Origin of the sequence: Proteus sp. G2609, assembly GCF_963896135.1 — a bacterium.
Lineage (GTDB): Bacteria > Pseudomonadota > Gammaproteobacteria > Enterobacterales > Enterobacteriaceae > Proteus > Proteus mirabilis.
Genome location: NZ_CAWQNB010000011.1, coordinates 1 through 19,177, shown reverse-complemented (window position 1 = coordinate 19,177; position 19,177 = coordinate 1). Strand labels below are relative to the sequence as shown.

17 protein-coding genes and 1 pseudogene are annotated in these 19,177 nt (G+C 38.8%); 9 read left to right on the top strand and 9 right to left on the bottom strand.

Features of this window, described 5'->3' with window-relative positions; genetic code table 11:
* Positions 1–150 precede the first annotated feature (150 nt).
* Both AACV01_RS04325 and cysB read left to right on the top strand, forming a co-directional pair.
* Positions 151–900, top strand: coding sequence for a hypothetical protein (locus AACV01_RS04325; RefSeq protein WP_161682484.1), 750 nt, complete (start codon positions 151–153; stop codon positions 898–900).
* 441 nt (positions 901–1,341) lie between these two features.
* Positions 1,342–2,316, top strand: a complete 975-nt coding sequence (gene cysB / locus AACV01_RS04320) for an HTH-type transcriptional regulator CysB (protein ID WP_004243041.1) — start codon at positions 1,342–1,344, stop codon at positions 2,314–2,316.
* A 59-nt stretch (positions 2,317–2,375) separates the two neighbouring features.
* Here the strand turns inward: cysB and AACV01_RS04315 are convergent, their stop codons facing one another.
* A complete protein-coding gene (locus AACV01_RS04315; RefSeq protein ID WP_237584991.1) occupies positions 2,376–3,209 on the bottom strand; it encodes a hypothetical protein in 834 nt (277 codons plus the stop codon).
* A 221-nt stretch (positions 3,210–3,430) separates the two neighbouring features.
* On the opposite strand from AACV01_RS04315, the gene acnA reads away from it, so the two are divergent.
* Both acnA and AACV01_RS04305 read left to right on the top strand, forming a co-directional pair.
* A complete protein-coding gene (gene acnA / locus AACV01_RS04310) occupies positions 3,431–6,103 on the top strand; it encodes an aconitate hydratase AcnA (RefSeq protein WP_161682482.1) in 2,673 nt (890 codons plus the stop codon).
* A gap of 206 nt (positions 6,104–6,309) precedes the next feature.
* The gene (locus AACV01_RS04305; RefSeq protein ID WP_060554676.1) at positions 6,310–7,770 is read left to right on the top strand and encodes a transferase; all 1,461 of its coding nucleotides are present in this window, start codon (positions 6,310–6,312) and stop codon (positions 7,768–7,770) included.
* Between the two features lie 54 nt (positions 7,771–7,824).
* Here AACV01_RS04305 and AACV01_RS04300 read toward each other — a convergent pair whose 3' ends face one another.
* Both AACV01_RS04300 and ribA read right to left on the bottom strand, forming a co-directional pair.
* The gene (locus tag AACV01_RS04300; RefSeq protein ID WP_004243034.1) at positions 7,825–8,640 is read right to left on the bottom strand and encodes a MetQ/NlpA family lipoprotein; all 816 of its coding nucleotides are present in this window, start codon (positions 8,638–8,640) and stop codon (positions 7,825–7,827) included.
* Positions 8,641–8,869: 229 nt separating this feature from the next.
* Entirely contained in the window at positions 8,870–9,469 is a 600-nt protein-coding gene (ribA, locus tag AACV01_RS04295) for a GTP cyclohydrolase II (RefSeq protein WP_004243033.1), read from the bottom strand.
* A gap of 278 nt (positions 9,470–9,747) precedes the next feature.
* Between ribA and pgpB the strand changes: the two genes are divergently transcribed.
* The 5 genes from pgpB (at position 9,748) to yciH (ending at position 13,231) form a co-directional block, all read left to right on the top strand.
* Positions 9,748–10,467, top strand: a complete 720-nt coding sequence (gene pgpB / locus AACV01_RS04290) for a phosphatidylglycerophosphatase B (RefSeq protein WP_161682480.1) — start codon at positions 9,748–9,750, stop codon at positions 10,465–10,467.
* 158 nt (positions 10,468–10,625) lie between these two features.
* Positions 10,626–10,943, top strand: a complete 318-nt coding sequence (locus AACV01_RS04285; protein ID WP_004243031.1) for a LapA family protein — start codon at positions 10,626–10,628, stop codon at positions 10,941–10,943.
* A gap of 12 nt (positions 10,944–10,955) precedes the next feature.
* Complete coding sequence (lapB, locus tag AACV01_RS04280; RefSeq protein ID WP_020945679.1) at positions 10,956–12,125, top strand: lipopolysaccharide assembly protein LapB; 1,170 nt, start codon at positions 10,956–10,958, stop codon at positions 12,123–12,125.
* Positions 12,126–12,168: 43 nt separating this feature from the next.
* Positions 12,169–12,915 carry an orotidine-5'-phosphate decarboxylase gene (pyrF, locus tag AACV01_RS04275; RefSeq protein ID WP_004248107.1) on the top strand — a complete coding sequence of 249 codons (747 nt, stop codon included), beginning with the start codon at positions 12,169–12,171 and terminating at the stop codon, positions 12,913–12,915.
* Positions 12,908–13,231: a stress response translation initiation inhibitor YciH gene (gene yciH, locus AACV01_RS04270; protein ID WP_046334309.1), complete on the top strand. Its 324-nt coding sequence runs from the start codon at positions 12,908–12,910 to the stop codon at positions 13,229–13,231. The genes pyrF and yciH overlap by 8 nt, the downstream gene beginning before the upstream one ends.
* 218 nt (positions 13,232–13,449) lie before the next feature.
* On the opposite strand, the gene AACV01_RS04265 is transcribed toward yciH, so the two are convergent.
* The 6 genes and pseudogenes from AACV01_RS04265 to AACV01_RS04240 form a co-directional block, all read right to left on the bottom strand.
* Positions 13,450–15,393 (bottom strand): exoribonuclease II, encoded by a 1,944-nt coding sequence (locus tag AACV01_RS04265; protein WP_017827692.1) that lies wholly within the window; start codon positions 15,391–15,393, stop codon positions 13,450–13,452.
* Between the two features lie 112 nt (positions 15,394–15,505).
* Positions 15,506–16,144, bottom strand: a complete 639-nt coding sequence (gene nth, locus AACV01_RS04260; protein WP_004243025.1) for an endonuclease III — start codon at positions 16,142–16,144, stop codon at positions 15,506–15,508.
* Between the two features lie 12 nt (positions 16,145–16,156).
* Positions 16,157–16,861 (bottom strand): electron transport complex subunit E, encoded by a 705-nt coding sequence (locus tag AACV01_RS04255; RefSeq protein ID WP_004243024.1) that lies wholly within the window; start codon positions 16,859–16,861, stop codon positions 16,157–16,159.
* Between the two features lies 1 nt (position 16,862).
* On the bottom strand, positions 16,863–17,489 hold the full coding sequence (rsxG, locus tag AACV01_RS04250) for an electron transport complex subunit RsxG (RefSeq protein ID WP_004251120.1): 627 nt from the start codon (positions 17,487–17,489) through the stop codon (positions 16,863–16,865).
* 11 nt (positions 17,490–17,500) lie between these two features.
* A complete protein-coding gene (gene rsxD, locus AACV01_RS04245) occupies positions 17,501–18,577 on the bottom strand; it encodes an electron transport complex subunit RsxD (RefSeq protein ID WP_004243022.1) in 1,077 nt (358 codons plus the stop codon).
* Positions 18,578–18,582: 5 nt separating this feature from the next.
* Positions 18,583–19,177, bottom strand: a pseudogene (locus AACV01_RS04240) (electron transport complex subunit RsxC); the annotation flags it as partial.

Here is a 19,177-nt window from a genome sequence, read left to right as displayed (position 1 = left end):
ATAGTGATGAAAAAGCGTTTACTTCTTTTGTTCGATATATTGATTGATTAATCTGTTTGGGGGGTAAGTGGTTTTTTGCTGTCTAAAGTGTAAGAAGGGATATGCGATTGCGATTTTAAGCAGGTGAGCGGAGTTGAATGGGGATTAACTATGCTAATGACAATGATTAAATCACTTATTTTTATCCCTTATTTATTATTAAGTGGATGTGGTGAGTATATCAATATATATCTTGATAATAAATTTCCTGTCAATATGAATAATGATGGCAAAAAAATCACGGTTTATTCAACTATTTCCCCTGAAATGGTAGTGCAAGTCCGAGGTACTTATACATCTAATAAGTGTGAACGTTCTCATTTTAATTCTGATTATACCGAAGTCTCTTACTCCTCTTTAACACAAAAAGTAGAGGTAGATCGTAAAATAGCAGAGGATAATAAAACCGCGACCTATATCGTGCCTATTGATGGAGGGGGATGGTGTAATTGGAAGTTAGTAAAAATAGAATTATCACCAGTTTCTACCATTCACAAAAGATATATGCGAATTAGTGAAGTTATTCCAATCACCGATGATAAGCATTCAAAAATAGAACTATTTACCACATTAGCCCCTATTATAGTAGAAGGCAAGAATGAGCAATCCATCTATTATTCACCATCAAGCACGGAAGGTGAACGAAAGTTATCCAATAAATCAGATGGAGAAATCTATTTTAATTATAAAGTTGAACCTAAACTAACCACGACTATCTCAAAAGATGAAAAAGTTATTTTTCCTAATGGGAGTATTAAAGAGCCAACCTTTTCTATTTATACTGGAATGATCAGTTTTAATGAAATAATCGAGAATAGTGATGAAAAGGCGTTTGCTTCTTTTGTTAGATATATTGATTAATCAATAGGTTACTATTCTAATTCAACTATTAATTTAACTATGCAATCTTATAGATTTATTTGATATGAGCTAACCTTCGATGGTGATCATCTTCTATGTATGTACATTACGTTAAATATGACTCCGTAGCTCCTGACCGTTTACTGTACTTTCCAACGCTTACTAGGCAATAGTACAGTGGTTTTAACAGCAAATCGAATCAGTAAATTGTTATTATCACAATACAATCAAGACCATCCACAGACAGCAAGATTTCTACCGATTTTTATAGCTTATAACTATTCGATATAATAAAACCTAAATAACCTTATTAATTACGTTAGACCGAAATGAAATAAGTGATATAGTGGTTATATATTGCTTATTTATTATTCTTTTTAGTTATATGAATATGAGCGGAATAACAGAATAATAAGTCTTTTGTAAAGGGATCGTGCTTCTATGAAATTACAACAGTTGCGTTATATCGTTGAAGTGGTGAATAACGATTTAAACGTCTCAACGACAGCAGAGCGTTTATATACCTCTCAGCCGGGGATCAGTAAACAAATTCGTATGCTAGAAGATGAGTTGGGTATACAAATATTCTCTCGCAGTGGTAAGCACTTAACACATGTGACGCCAGCGGGGGAAGAAATTGTCAGATTATCTCGTGAGATATTATCCAAAACAGAAGCTATCCGCTCGGCTGCAGGGGAACACACTTATCCTGATCGCGGTTCGCTTTCTATTGCCACCACTCATACACAAGCGCGTTATGTTTTACCCCCAGTGATTAAAGGTTTTATAGAACGTTATCCCGAAGTGTCATTACATATGAATCAGGGTTCACCGACACAAATCGCAGAAGATGTTTGCCGTGGTAAAAGTGATTTTGCTATAGCGACAGAATCACTACATCTGTATAACGATTTAGTGATGTTACCTTGTTATCGTTGGAATCGTATTGTGGTGGTAACTAAAGATCACCCATTGGCGCAAAAGCGTGAAGTTACCTTACAAGAGCTTGCAACTTACGATATAGTTACTTATACCCATGGTTTTACTGGGCGTTCTGATCTTGACGAAGCCTTTGGTAAAGTGGGTTTAAAGCCTAAAATTGTTTTTACTGCAACGGATGCGGATGTAATAAAAACTTATGTCAGGCTACACTTAGGTATTGGTGTGATTGCGAGTATGGCATTTGATCCGATGCTTGATAGCGACTTAGTCGCTATTGATATGCGTGATAAATTTAGTTATAGCACCACAAAAATTGCATTTCGACGTAGTGGTTTTTTACGCGGTTATATGTATGACTTTATGTGGCGTTTTGCCCCACATCTAACACGTAATTTGGTGGAACAAGCGACAGCTTTACGCACCAATGAAGAAATTGAAGAGTTATTTAAAGATATCGAGTTACCTTTAGTTTAATACGCAAAGGCGGGTATATTATCCCGCCTTTTATCATTATGTAACTTATAACATTAATGCTATTGCAATAAAAAGTCCCCACTAAAAAATGAATCAGATTGAGTAATATTCAACTGACGAAACTTATTTAAAAAAGCATAAAATTGTCGATTAATCAGTGGATCATTAAGTGCACCAATATCAAAAATTGAGGTGATTGTTGTGTATTCTACTGAAATCGTAAATTTTCGCCCCGAACAACTGGCTAATAACATTTTGGCTGTTCGATGTGAGAAACGTAGACTCATTATTTTTAATTTAGGTACAAAAATAAGCTGATTATTATGATTAAGGATTTCCGTCACACCTGCAATAGTTATCGTTTTATAGCTATCAAAGGATTGGCGTATTCCTAGTTCAATTTGTTGTCCCTGATTGCGTAAAAAATCGATAAACTCGGCTAATGACGGTGACGCTGCATTAATGGCCGCACCTAATAACAGTTGCACAAAGGCTTGAGCAATTGAAAAATCAAATGTTTGCTTATCAAGTCGTTTGCTTTCAACTTTATTACGGCTAAGCAAAGGCAAATGATTAAGGGTTTCTAGCCAATGCTCTGGTTGATAATAAGCTTCACTATCTTCTTTTTTTAATACTGAAAGATGATTCGACATAATAGAGATTAAGGCAATTTGTATATCTTTCAGCTGTGTCATGATCATTTTTTCTGATTCGTTAAAACGTTTAGGTGAAGCGATAATAAATTGAACAAGTCCTTCTGTATCTTTGATATTAAGTGTCTGTTGTAATGATTTTATTGCTAAAGGCTGTGGAAAAGGGGGCGTAATAGGTTGTGCAAAATAACTATCAGCCATCATAATCTTTTTTAGTTGTTCGGCTTGTTGATTGTTCATATACATTATCCTTTATTTGCAATAATACCCCCATTAAATCCTAATTAAGTTAAAAGAAAGAGATTAAGTTTTGTTAGTAATATAATCTCAATAACATCATATTAACAAATCGTGTGGTCCGTAAGCGAAATTTCTCTTTCTATGATATGGTTAATAGATAACCTTACCTATTTTGATAGTTTGTGATTGCTGTCAGCATAAAAATAAGAAGGAGAGGAGCTATGTCGTTACGTCTGAAAAAGGAGAGTCTTTCTACGCTCTCTGTAGGTACTCATCAATATGAGTATTACCGTCTTTCTGAAGTTGCTCGTCAATTAGGGGATATCACTCGTCTCCCTAAATCGTTAAAGGTTCTGCTAGAAAATTTAGTCCGCTATCTTGATGATGATACGGTTGTTGAAGATGATATTAAGGCATTGGTGGATTGGCAAAAAAATGCCCACGCCTCCCGTGAAATTGCCTATCACCCAGCAAGAGTATTAATGCAAGATTTTACGGGTGTACCTGCCGTTGTTGATTTAGCCGCTATGCGTGAAGCCGTAAAATCTTTGGGGGGAAATGTAGAAAAAGTTAATCCACTTTCTCCTGTTGACTTGGTTATCGACCATTCGGTGATGGTTGATAAATATGCCAGTGATGATGCTTTTGAGAAAAACGTTGAAATTGAAATGCAGCGTAACTATGAGCGTTATCTCTTTTTACGTTGGGGGCAACAGTCATTCGAACGTTTTCGTGTAGTACCTCCTGGAACGGGCATTTGCCATCAGGTTAACTTAGAATATTTAGGTAAAGCGATATGGTCTGAACAACAAAATGGCCGACATATTGCTTACCCTGATACTTTGGTTGGAACCGATTCACATACTACTATGATCAATGGTCTGGGCGTGTTGGGTTGGGGCGTTGGTGGCATTGAGGCGGAAGCTGCGATGTTAGGCCAACCGATTTCAATGCTGATCCCTGATGTGGTAGGTTTTAAATTAACGGGTAAACTACGTGAGGGGATCACAGCGACTGACCTAGTATTAACCGTAACGCAAATGTTACGTCAACATGGTGTGGTAGGGAAATTTGTTGAGTTTTATGGTGATGGACTAGCTTCTTTGCCTCTTGCTGACCGAGCGACGATTGCCAATATGTCACCTGAATATGGTGCAACCTGTGGCTTCTTTCCTATTGACGAAATTACACTAGATTATTTACGTCTTACCGGGCGTGAAGAGCAAGAAATTGCATTAGTTGAAGCCTATAGTAAAGAGCAAGGCTTATGGCGTCATGCCGGTGATGAACCTATTTTCACCTCAACCTTATCGTTAGATATGGGCACTGTGGAAGCAAGTCTTGCTGGCCCTAAACGACCACAAGATAGAGTTAACTTGCTGAATGTACCAAAAGCATTTAAAGCTGCTGTAGAGCTTGAAACAAATAAAAAACCTCTTGCTCAATATCCTCAGGTCACTATTGATAATCAGCCTCCTTTTACCTTAACGGATGGTGCGGTAGTGATTGCAGCGATCACCTCATGTACCAATACCTCTAACCCTAATGTCTTAATGGCCGCAGGTCTACTGGCTAAAAATGCGGTAGAAAAAGGCCTACAGCGTAAGCCATGGGTCAAATCGTCACTAGCCCCCGGCTCTAAAGTGGTGACTGACTACTTAGCACTGGCGGGATTAACACCTTATTTAGATAAACTTGGTTTTAATTTGGTTGGTTATGGTTGTACCACATGTATTGGTAACTCAGGGCCTTTATTAGCCCCGATTGAAGAGGCGATTAAAGATAATGATTTAACTATAGCCGCTGTATTATCAGGTAATCGTAACTTTGAAGGTCGTATCCATCCTTTAGTGAAAACCAACTGGCTTGCTTCTCCTCCTTTAGTCGTGGCTTATGCGCTATCTGGTAATATGAATATTGATTTGACCAAAGAGCCATTAGGTGAAGATAAGCAGGGCAATCCAGTCTATTTAAAAGATATTTGGCCTGACAGTAAAGCCATTGCCGATGCGGTGGAAAAAGTAAAAACGCAGATGTTCCATAAAGAGTATTCTGCGGTATTTGATGGTGATGAAACTTGGCAATCACTAAAAATACAAGATACCCCTGTATATGCTTGGCAACCTGATTCTACCTATATTCGCCATCCTCCTTTTTTTGAAGGTATGACAAAAACACCAGAGGCGATTAAAGATATTCACCAAGCCAGTATTTTAGCCATATTAGGTGACTCGGTGACCACCGATCATATTTCACCTGCTGGGAATATTAAAGCCGATAGCCCTGCTGGGCGTTATCTTCGAGAGCATGGTGTTGAACCAAAAGACTTTAACTCTTACGGTTCAAGACGTGGTAATCACGAAGTCATGATGCGAGGAACTTTTGCAAATATTCGTATTCGTAATGAAATGGTGCCGGGGATTGAAGGGGGCTTTACAAAACATATTCCAACGGGAGAAACGTTAGCCATTTATGATGCGGCGATGCGTTATCAGCAAGAAAATACGCCTTTAGCCATTATTGCCGGTAATGAATATGGATCAGGCTCTAGCCGTGACTGGGCCGCCAAAGGTACACGATTATTAGGTGTGCGAGTGGTGATAGCCGGATCGTTTGAACGTATTCACCGTTCTAATTTGATTGGTATGGGAGTATTACCTTTAGAATTTCCTAACGGTGTATCACGCCAGACTTTAGGGCTCAAAGGTGATGAAAAAATTGAGATAACGGGGCTTAATTCGCTAACACCGGGTCAAGATGTCGCTGTCAATATTACTTTTGCAGATGGTCGCCAAGAAACTATTATGGCTCGTTGTCGTATTGATACGCAAACTGAGCTGGCTTATTTTGAACATGGCGGGATCTTGCATTATGTTATTCGTAATATGTTGTAAAATAATTTAGTAAGTATTAATTAGTTGGCGAAGAATGATGAATTAATTCTTCGCTTTCTTTTTTATAATAGAATGTTTTTATATTTCATAATATCGACAAATGATTTCATCTAATACTATAAACTAACCATTAAATGCTAAACGTATTTTTAATGAGTATCAAGTTAATATAACAATATTAACAGGGTGTTATTATGGAGGTGTTTATGAAGAAATATAAAATAACGAGTGAAACAAAAGAATATAATGGTGTTACTTTATATAGAATTAGAAGAGTGTATACAGATAGTCCAGGAGGATGGATAGAAAATGAAAGTAATTTAAGCAGAGATGATAATTGTTTTATTTTTGATAATGTAATGGTATTTGGTAATGCTAAAGTCACAGATAATGCAATTATAAGAAATAATGTGAAGATCTACGGTAATGCAATAGTTAAGGGAAATAGTAAAGTAAAAGACAATGCAGAGATTTATGGTAATGTGCTAGTGGAAGATAATGTGACAATATCTGATGATGTTGTAATATATGATAATGCAGTTATTAAAGATAATGCGAGAATATCTGACGATGCTGTAATATATGATAATGCTGTTATTAAAGATAATGCTAAAGTATCAGAATATGCTATTGTTCGTGGTGATGCAATAGTTGAAAAAAATGGTTGGGTGACTGGTTATGCGACTGTTGAGGGAAATACAATTGTATCGAAAGGTGAGGTTATTAAGAACCAATTTGGCTCTTGGGATGATATTGATGAACTAAGAGCATTTTATATTTATATTAATAGATATAACAGTACAGCGACTGCATATGTTAATGGTAGACATCAGGTACCTATTACTATTTATATAGAGGCTTTAGATAAAAATGGTCGTATCATAAAAATAGCCAAAGAAGATATTTATAGAAATACACATATTGTAAATGAAAAAAATCTTCCTATTGACCGCAATAATATTTCTTTATCTAATAAAGAAAATGGATTTGTATTTCCAAGCAGTAAAGAAGCAACATTGAACTCCCCTGATGCATCTACTTGTGTTATTTATCTTTCTGTTAATAAAGTGATAGATACCTTTAGGATTTGTGCACAGACTCACATTAAAGGAAAAGAGTATACTACAGCCTTTAAAAATAATTACAGTGATTATTTAAATTTTATCATTCTGGACGTTGCACCAAAAAAAATATTTACAGAAGCAGATGTAGACATAGAACCGCTGGTAAATCCTAGAATAGAAAAAAATGTAGAAACATCAGGTGATGTCTTGACGAAATATTATCTAAGGTTTAACGGTAATAATAGAACGATAACTAAGAGTGTAGAGTATGAAGAAAATAAATCTTTTCATTATTTTCAAAAAGGTCATTATCAGATTATTAGCACATCGACTGATAAATATATTAAAAAAATTCCATTAAAGCCTCATTATTACACTAAGGAATTCCATTTTAAACCAGATACTTTAATTCCGGTCACATCAGCAAATGATGAGGATGGAGTATGTTTCTGGAGCTATAGTATAGAATATGGAAAAGCATTTACATCCAGTAGGAAAGATGAAGAAATGAATTGTATTATATATGATCAATATGGTAATGATCTTCAAGTATCAATTAAAGCAGATGAAAATAATAAATTAAAGTTTTATTTTGGGTCATAACTATTAATAAATAGGTCACTTATTATAAGTGACCTGATAAATTATAAGTCGTGTTTACCACCCTTGAATAGCACCACCTTTAAAAATAGTCTCAGCGGCTGTTGCCACTTCGGGTGACTGGTAGGCTTTAATAAAATCGCGTACATTCTCTGCTTCTTTATTATCTTCTCTTGTAACAATAATATTAGTATAAGGTGAACTTTTATCTTCAATAAAAATACTGTCTTTGGTTGGTGATAAATTAATTTGTTGGATATAAGTTGTGCTAATTATCGCAACCGTTACTTGGGGATCGTTTAATACTCGAGGTAGTTGCGCACCTTCTAATTGCATAATATTTAATTTAAGTGGATTATCAATAATATCGAGTGTTGTGGGTAATAGGCCACTGTCAGGGTTTAAGGTGATCAGTTTCTCTTTTTGTAGCAATAATAATGCGCGCCCCAAGTTGGTTGGATCATTGGGCAGTGCTATTGTATCACCGGGTTTTAATTCTTGAGGATGTTTAATTTTGGTTGAATAACCCGCCATAGGAAAAACAAAGGTATTGCCTACCGCGACGAGGTTATAACCACGAGAACGATTATCTTGCTCAAGGAAAGGGCGATGTTGGAACACATTGGCATCTAATTCTTTGTTTGCAGTGGGATCGTTAGGTAACAATGAGCCACTAAAACCCACCAGCTCAACCTCTAAACCATATTTTTCTTTAGCCACTTTTTTAGCGACTTCTGCCACATCTTGCTCTGCACCATTAATCACCCCCACTTTAATTGCATAACGGTTGTTATCATTGTTATCGCAACCTGTTAATAGTGTCCCAGCTAATAAAAGAGACGCAAAAATCCTACCAGAAAAATGTAATGGCATTATGCTATTCCTATTAAAAATTATTTAGTTATAAATAGCTTAAAGCCAGTTAAAGAGTCAACAGCTTGCCATATGATAAAATTTCACATGATATAATTTAATAATTAAAGGATAAAAAAATCATCTTGAAAATAGTCAGTAGCTTGATGGGGGTAAGTGCAGGAAAATAAAATCCGGGCTAAATCACCCGGATTGAATAATAACGCTGATAATCTATCCGATATTTATGTTATTGCGCTTTTTTAAATAACATATGTCCCATTTTATCCGCTTTAGTATCAAGATAATGAGCATTACTTGGATTACGTCCTACGATTAATGGAACACGCTCTACCACGTTGATCCCAGCTTCTTTCATTATTTCGATTTTCTTTGGATTATTGGTTAATAATCGTACTTCATGTATGCCTAATAGATTATACATATCAGCGCAAAGGGTGAAGTCGCGCTCATCGGCTTTAAATCCTAACTTTAGATTAGCTTCGACAGTATCTAATCCTTGGTCTTGTAATGCATAAGCGCGGATTTTATTAAGTAAACCAATATTGCGACCTTCTTGGCGATGATAAAGTAATACACCACGGCCTTCTTTGCTAATTTGTGAAAGGGCAGCTTCTAGCTGAAAACCACAATCACAACGCAGGCTAAATAGTGCATCGCCAGTTAAACATTCAGAATGAATACGGGATAAAACGGGTTTTGTGCCAGAAATGTCACCAAAAACGAGGGCAACATGATCTTTTCCTGTGGCAATTTCTTCAAAACCCACCATTAAAAACTCACCAAAAGGAGTAGGGAGTTTTGCTTCTGCGATACGTCTTAATTTCATTATTTTTGACTCATAATTTCAGGTGATACTCTCGTTCAAGATTATACACTTTATAACGAGGACAAAGAGAAATAAAACACTGAAATGGTTCCTTGTCTAAATCGGCAGGGAATTTGATCACACACACTTAATAAATCACACCTAAACAAATTATCAGATTTTAAGCCTACTTGCATAATTATTTATTGCTAAACTGGTATTGTTTATACTAATCATTTATATCAGTTAATCATCAGTAAATAAAAACAGTGCATACAGAATAGATAAGGACAAATAGATTGAATAAGCAAATATCAGTATTGATGCTTTTAGGAAGTGGATTGCTTTTGATTGTACCTATTGTGGTGCTTATTCTGGGATGGCAATGGCAACCATCAGCACATCCTCTGGGAGGCGAAAGCACTTTATGGATAGCCAATAGTGCGGCTAAACCTTGGGGAGCTTTAACTATATTACTTTGCCTTGTTTTGCTCTTTTTTATTCTTAAACTACCTAAAAAAGCATTTATTCAGTTGGCAATTATTATGGTCGCGACTTTGATGTTGGGGCAGTTGATCAAAGTGGTTGTAAAAAATAGCGTTAAAGAGCCACGACCTTATGTGGTTTGGGTCAGTAACCAACTATCAATATCACCAGAACATTTTTACCAAGTGTCTCGCCCTGAGCGTGAGCAACTGTTGCATAATGGATTATCTCATTCGTCGCTGATCCCTCAATGGCAATTAAGCCATTGGCGAGCAGAAACCGGTTATGCCTTTCCTTCTGGACACAGCTTATTCTCTGCAACACTGGCTTTATTTGTGTTTGTGCTGTGTATGTTACGACGTCATTATTTTTTAGCCAGCTTAGGGATATTATGGGGTATTGATGTGACTGTCGGACGAATAATATTAGGTATGCACTGGGCATCTGATGTGATTATCGGTATTCTGATTAGTGCTGTGTTGGTGTGGTGTGCATTTTGGATGATTGAACGACGATTGTTGTTAAAACCTTGATAATCGTTTTTCTTTTTGAGATAGCGAATTTATTTTTCACTATTTATGTGAAAAAATATACGAAAATCAGATGATTCTAAGAAATGACTTTCTTTGTGAGTGGTGAAAATGCTACCTTTATCCCTTATCCAAAGAAAAGAGAATAAAAAGGAAATAATGTGAAGAAAGTTCTACTTTTTATTTTGGTTGTTCTGGTGCTAGCTATTGTCGTAATAGCCATGACGTTAGGTTCAAATAATGATCAGGTGATCACCTTCAATTATCTTATTGCTCAAGGTGAATATCGTATCTCTACTTTATTAGCCACGCTGTTTGGTGTTGGTTTTGTACTGGGCTGGATCGTCAGTGGCGTTTTTTACTTGCGAGTACGTTTATCATTAGTAAGAGCAAAGCGTAAAATTAAGCGCCTTGAAAGTGAACAAACCAAACAAGAAAGCCAAGAAAATCGTTCTACAGCCGTTTCTACTGTAAAATAAGGACGAGAATAGATGCTTGAGTTGCTGTTTCTGTTATTACCGGTCGCTGCGGCTTATGGCTGGTATATGGGGCGTCGTGGTGCGCAACAGGATAAACAGCAAAATGCCGATCGCCTGTCACGTGAATATGTGGCAGGGGTTAACTTTTTACTTTCTGATCAACAAGACAAAGCGGTTGATCTGTTCCTTGAAATGCTTAAAGAGGATAGCTCAGCCTTTGAAGCACATCTTACTTTAGGTAATCTATTTCGCTCTCGTGGTGAAGTTGAACGTGCTATTCGCATTCACCAATCGTTAATGGAGAGCGCAGCACTCTCTTTTGAACAACGTCTTCTCGCTATTCAGCAACTTGGCCGTGATTATGTCGCAGCAGGGGTTTATGATCGCGCTGAACATATGTTTTTACAGCTGATTGATGAGCAGGATTTTCGTCAAAGTGCATTACAATCCCTCCTAGCCATTTATCAACTTACCAGTGACTGGGGTAAGGCGATAGAAACCGCAGAGAAATTGGTAAAACTGGGTCAACATGAACTTAAAGAGCAAATTGCTCATTTCTATTGTGAACTCGCATTGCAAGAAATGAGCAGTGATAATCTTGATAATGCGCTAAGTTTTCTACAAAAAGCCGGGCAAATGGATCCACTTTGTGCCCGTGTTTCCATTATGTATGGTCGTATCTATATCGCGCGCGATGAAAAAAATAAAGCCATTGATGTATTAATGAAAGTAATTGAGCAAGATAAAGAGATGGTCAGTGAAACTTTGCCAATGCTTTTTGAATGCTTCCAATCTCAAGGTGATCCCGCACGTTGGGGATCCTATTTACGTCAATGTGTCGAGAGTAATTGTGGTGCCATTGCAGAGCTTTATCTTGCCGATATTATTGAAGAGAAAGAGGGCATTGAAGCCGCACAGTTATATATTAATCGCCAACTAGAACGTCATCCTACCATGCGACTTTTCTATCGTTTAATGCGCTATCATTTAGCTGAAGCAGAAGAAGGACGCGCAAAAGAGAGTCTGATCTTATTACGTTATATGGTCGGTGAGCAGATCCGCACAAAACCTGATTACCGTTGCCATAAATGTGGTTTTACCTCCCATGCATTATATTGGCATTGTCCATCCTGTCGCTCTTGGGATACCGTTAAGCCGATACGTGGCTTAGATGGTCAGTGACGATGTCACTTTTAATAGTCTCTTGATAAATAAAGGCCTTAAAATGTCATTTGATTGTGATAAAAAATCGCCCAGTTCTACCTGCGCGCCCGTTATTGTGGCACTAGACTATGAAGACCAAAAAAGTGCACTCGATTTTGCACAACGTATCGACCCTTCATCTTGTCGCCTTAAAATTGGTAAAGAGATGTTTACTCGCTTTGGACCGCAATTTGTAACGCAATTGCAACAGCAAGGGTTTGATATTTTCTTAGATTTAAAATTTCATGATATACCCAATACGGTGGCGAGAGCAGTTGCCGCGGCTGCCGATTTAGGGGTATGGATGGTAAATGTGCATGCGAGTGGTGGTAGTCGTATGATGCGTGCGGCAAAGGAGAGCTTAAGATCATTTGGCAAAGAGGCACCGCTATTAACCGCTGTCACTGTGTTGACCAGTATGGATCAATCCGATCTCACTGAATTGGGCATTAACCTAACTCCAGCAGAACAAGCCGAACGCTTAGCATTACTGGCTAAAGCCTGTGGTCTTGATGGTGTGGTATGTTCGGCCCATGAAGCCACTCGTTTTAAACAAGTGTGTGGTGATGACTTTTTATTGGTCACTCCCGGAATTCGACCCGCGGGGAGCGAAGTGGGTGATCAGCGTCGAGTTATGACGCCAGAGCAAGCGATAGTGGCTGGGGTGGATTATATGGTGATCGGCAGACCTATTACACGCAGTGAAAATCCTCTGGAAACTTTACAGCAAATTAATCGTTCTATACAAGGTGTTGTGCAACATGGATAATAATTCTCGGCTGGTTTATTCCACTGATATTGGTCGGATTAAAGAAGAAGAGCAGAAACCTACACGCCCCGCTGGTGATGGTATTGTGCGTATCCAACGTCAAACCAGTGGCCGTAAAGGTAAGGGTGTTTGTGTTATCTCCGGTATTGATTTGGATGATGTAGCTCTGGCTAAATTAGCGGCTGAATTAAAAAAGAAATGTGGTTGTGGTGGCAGTGTTAAAGAGGGATTAATTGAAATCCAAGGTGATAAACGGGATTTAATTAAATCTTTATTAGAAGCGAAAGGGATGAAAGTGAAATTGGCCGGAGGCTGAGGTCGTTTTTTATCACAACCCCAATCATTGATTGAAGCCTAGTATTCTACATATAGTGCGCTTATCTTGTTGAAGGTCGGCGCATTTTTATTATTAGCAAACTAGCATCAATAGTGACAGTGTCACTTTATATATCTGTAGAGTCGCAAAATGGAATAAAAAAACTGATAACCTGAGTAGGTTATCAGCTTGATAATATCTATTACGCTAAATAGCTGTTAAATCGGGCGAGCAACAATATTACGCGTTTCTAGTTTCACATCTTCAATACGTACCGGAATAATGTCATTGAGCTTATAGGCTGTTTCGCCTTTAATAATGACAGAGCCAGTTTCTTGACTACATTGAATTTCGTCACGTACCGCATGTAAAAATGGTGCAGGAATAAAGGCAATAGCCCCATTTTCAACTAAACGTACCCGAATACCACCACGAGTAATATCAATAATTTCGGCATTAAAGGTACTCTCAGTGCCAGCAAAAGGTTTTAAGAAGCGCGCATATAACCAATCACCGACATCGCGCTCGGCCATACGGTTAGCACGACGACGTTCGGCAATACGAACACAATCTTCATCTTGCGGTTTTTCTGCCGCACTTTTGCTGATAATCGCTTTTAATAAACGGTGATTTAAAATATCACTGTATTTACGGATCGGTGATGTCCATGTCGCATAAGCTTCAAGGCCTAAACCAAAATGAGGGCCTGGCTCTGTTTTTATTTCAGCGAAGTTTTGGAAACGACGAATACGGCTATCAAGGAATTGGTTTGGCTGATTATCCAGTTCACGACGTAAGCGACAGAAACCTTCAAGGGTTAATAACTCATCTGCGTTGGTTTCAATACCGTGCTCTTTTAAGGTTTGTGAGACTTGATCAATATAGAGCGGATCAAAACCAGTATGAACGTTATAAATACCAAAACCGAGATTGCGACTAAGTACCTTTGCCGCACAAATATTGGCGGTGATCATCGCTTCTTCCACGATACGGTTGGCAGTACGACGTTTTTCCGCCACGATATCTAATACGTTGCCACTGTCATCAAGAATAAAGCGATAGTCAGGACGCTCTTTAAAGACGAGAGCATGTTGTTCACGCCATACATGACGTTTCTCGCTCATCTCTTTTAATAGCATGACTTGTTCATGAACAATCTCATTTTCAGGTGCCCACTGTGTTTCTTCACCTTCTAGCCAATCAGAAATATTGTCATAAACCAGTTTTGCTTTTGATTCTACCCATGCTGAGTAGAAGTGGATCTCATCGGTTAATGCACCATCCTCCATGATACCCACTTGGCAGACTAACGCAGGGCGTTTTTCATTAGGGCGCAATGAGCAGAGATTATCTGATAGCTCACGAGGTAACATCGGGATATTAAAGCCCGGTAGATAGTTTGTTAGCGCACGTTGTGCTGCAATGGTATCTAATTTGCTATTAGGCTGAATATAAGCCGTTGGATCGGCAATAGCGATATACAGTGAAAGTTGACCATTTTCTTCTTTACGAATATATAACGCATCGTCCATATCTTCGGTTGAAGCACTATCGATGGTCACAAAGGAGAGCGCGGTTAAATCTTCACGTGGTAGATCATCATGTAAGGTTAATGTTTCACTGTCTACTTCAGGTGCATTTCGCTCTAATTGATGACGCATTAATGTCACCCACCAAGGTGCAAAATGGTCATCTTTATCGGTAATAAAATCAGTTAATTCAGCTTGGAAATGTTTATCACCTTTAAGAGGATGTCGGCGCATTTCCGCCACTGCCCAATCTTGATCGGCAAATGGATGCGTTAAGCTTTTTACAGGACGACAAGGAATGGCATCTTTGAGTAGAGGGTGATCAGGAATAATCCATAGACGATTATCACCTTCTTTTTTCTGAACACGGCCGACAAAGCGAGTCAAAAAGGGTTCTACCAGCTCTTCAGGCTCAGCGGACTCTTTATCATTATTAGTATGTACGGCAGCAATAATGCGATCACCGTGCATCACTTTTTTCATTTGAGGAGGAGGGATAAAATAGCTTTTCTGACCATCAACTTCAAGGAAGCCAAAGCCTTTATCTGTCCCTTTTACAAGGCCTTCCACGCGCGGTGTTTGGGCATGGAGTTGCTGTTTTAGCTGAGCAAGCAGCGGATTGTCTTGAAACATATTTTTCCGGAAAGTCGGCAATTTTAATAATAAAAGTGGGCAATAGTTTTATTCGATTGTGTGTAATGACGCAAGTAATATGCATCAGAAAAACAGAGAAATTTGCACAATGTTATTGTGGATCTGTTTTTTCGGTATACTCACAGAGATCTTCAATAATACAAGAGCCACACCGTGGTTTTCTGGCAATACAGGTATAACGACCATGCAGGATAAGCCAATGGTGGCAATCGACTTTAAATTCTGCCGGTACCACTTTTAGCAGTTTTTGTTCCACTTCATTAACATTTTTTCCCGGTGCAAATTTAGTGCGATTACACACGCGAAAGATATGTGTATCAACAGCAATGGTCGGCCAACCAAAAGCGGTGTTAAGTACGACATTCGCTGTTTTACGACCGACACCGGGTAATGCCTCTAAAGCTTCTCTATTTTCAGGAACTTGGCCATGATGTTTATCTACCAATATTTGGCAGGTTTTAATCACATTCTCAGCTTTTGTATTAAATAGGCCAATGGTCTTAATATAGGATTTGATCCCCTCAACACCTAATTCCAGCATTGCTTGAGGTGTATTGGCAACAGGGTAAAGTTTTGCTGTTGCCTTATTAACACTAACATCGGTGGCTTGTGCAGAGAGTAACACGGAGATCAATAATTCAAACGGGGAGTTAAATCTTAACTCAGTAGTAGGATGCGGATTGTTATCCCGCAACCTAGTTAAAATTTCTATACGTTTAGCTTGATTCATTATGCTCACAAATTAGTTTTTAACAATATGACTGCCACAACCTTGTTCTTTTTCATAGGTTTTGGTCGTGGATGGAACGCGTTTTTTCTGTTTTTCATCAATCAGGTATTTTATGGCCAGCATAAAACCTAAACCAATAAAGGCACCGGGTGGTAAAATAGCCAGTAAGAAAGGTGAGTCTAAATGTACTATCTCAACCCTTAATACTTGCGCCCATTCACCTAATAATAAATCAGCACCATCAAATAAAGTGCCATTACCTAATATTTCACGCATTGCCCCTAAAACAAAAAGTGCCGCTGTTGCACCTAATCCCATAGCAAAGCCATCAATTGCTGAAGGGAAAACTTCATTTTTAGCTGCAAACGCCTCTGCACGACCAATCACAATACAGTTAGTGACAATAAGAGGAATAAATATTCCTAACGATTGGTATAAACCATAAGCATAGGCATTGATAAGCAATTGTACCGCACTAACAACGGATGCGATAATCATAACATAAATTGGAATACGAATTTCAGAGGGAACCCAACGACGTAAACTAGACACTGCCACATTGGTACAAACTAATACTAATGTTGTGGCTAGACCTAAGCCTAGAGCATTGGTCGCGGTAGAAGACACTGCCAGTAATGGGCACAGCCCTAATAATTGAACTAAAGCAGAGTTATTCTTCCATAATCCTTGTGAAAACAGTTCTTTGATCATACTCATTTTAATTCGCCTCACAAGCTGAAAGGGTATCTAATTTTTCAGGTAAAGATTGTATTAACCATGCAGTGCGTTTTGATGCATTAACGACGGCTCTTGGTGTGATAGTTGCTCCGGTGAATTGGTCAAAATCACCACCATCTTTTTTTACCGCCCAATGTGAGTCATGATCACTGGTAATAAACTTGTTACTTAATGAGTAAATCCAATCTGAAATACGCGTTTCTATTTTATCACCTAGCCCCGGTGTTTCATTATGTGTTGTCACGCGAACACCGAGTACTTTGCCACTAAAATCAGCACCAACTAATAATTCAATCGCCCCTGAATAACCGTCAGGTGCCGTTGATTCTAATGCGGCGGCGACAGGTTTACCATTAAAACGAGCAACATAAAGTTTATGTGGTTTTTCATTACCTAATGCTTTATCTGTCAAAATATAACAATCTTGCGCAAGATGGTTATTGTAGAGAGAGGTTGGGATCACTTGGTCTAATAATTTCTGTTTTTCTAAAGCCGCTTGCTCTGCGATAGTATTCGCCGTCAAGTGATAGACGACAGCCGTTAACCCTGTGGTACAGGCCGCAAAGATAGCTAATGTTAACCCATGACGTTTTAGTATCTCGATCATCATTATCTCCATTAATGTCCATAAACCCGAGGACGGGTATAACTATCAATAAGCGGTACAGCAATATTAGCTAATAGGACTGAGAAGGCCACGGCATCAGGATAGCCACCATAGACACGAATAATCCACACTAATAGGCCAATGATTGCACCATAGATTAATCGCCCTTTTGGTGTGGTGGAGGCGCTAACAGGATCGGTGGCAATAAAGAAAGCCCCTAACATCGTCGCACCTGAGAAAAGCTGTAATAGTGGCTGAGAGTAACGAGTAGCATCGATCCCCCAACTGATCAGCGAACAAACGCCAAGCAGCGTTAACATGGCAACAGGAATTTGCCAGCTAATAATTCGTTTATATAACAAGATAACGCCCCCAACCAGATAGGCAACATTCACCCATTGCCAACCCATTCCCGCAAATCCACCTTGTAAGATTGGCGTTGCTAATACTTCATCAATAGAGTGGGTTAATAATCCAGTTTTAAAACTATCAAGTGGTGTGGCTTGGGTAATGCCATCTACAGAGCGTCTTAAATCTTCAAGGGTGAGTCCTGATGGTGTATGTCCGGTAAAGAAAATACTTAAGCTATCTATAAAGTTATAAGACACTGCTTGTAATTCAATGGGGGGCATCCATGATGTCATTTGTACAGGAAAGGAGATCAATAGCACCACATAACCGACCATCGCGGGATTAAATGGGTTTTGACCTAATCCACCATAAATATGTTTGGCAATAACAACCGCAAAAAATGTCCCTAAAACAATTATCCACCAAGGCGCTAAAGGAGGAATACTAATTGCTAGTAAGATACCTGTTAGTAAGGCGGAATTATCTTTTAGGTATAGAAGTGGATCTTCTTTTCTGAGTTTGACACAAATAGTCTCCGCCAATAGCGCGACAATGATTGCCAAGATAATTTGATATAGCGTCCCTAAACCAAAGAAGTAGAGTTGGCATAGAATACCTGGAATAGCGGCCAATATTACCCACAACATCACTTGACTGGTGGATTGTTGATTATGAGTAAATGGAGAGCTGGCGATTTTCAATTTGCTATTGTTATTTTGTATTGGTCTAAATTTCATTTGTATTAATCCAATGTCACTTCTTCTTTAGCATGGCGTTGCTGTGCTTCTTTTTTAGCTTTTACCCGAGCAATAGCTGCAGCCACAGCGGCTTTGCGCGGATCGGTTTCCACTTCAGCCTGAGCCTCAGCAGGAGTGTCTATTTCTGCAGTTGCTTGCGCTTGTTGAGCTTTCTTAGCTTTTACCCGAGCAATAGCAGCAGCCACAGCAGCTTTGCGCGGATCGGTTTCCACCTCAGCCGGAGATTCAGCGGGTGTGTCTACTTTTGCAGTTGCCTGTGCTTGTTGAGATTTTTTAGCTTTTACCCGAGCAATAGCAGCAGCCACAGCAGCTTTACGTGGATCGGTTTCCACCTCAGCCGGAGATTCAGCGGGTGTGTCTACTTTTGCGGTTGCTTGCGTTTGCTGGGATTTTTTAGCTTTTACGCGAGCAATAGCAGCAGCCACAGCAGCTTTACGCGGATCGATTTCCAGCTCAGCATCAGCAGGAGTTTCAGTAGGTGTGTCTACTTTTGCGGTTGCTTGCGCTTGTTGAGCCTTCTTAGCTTTTACGCGGGCCAATGCTGCCGCTACAGCGGCTTTGCGTGGATCGGTTTCCACC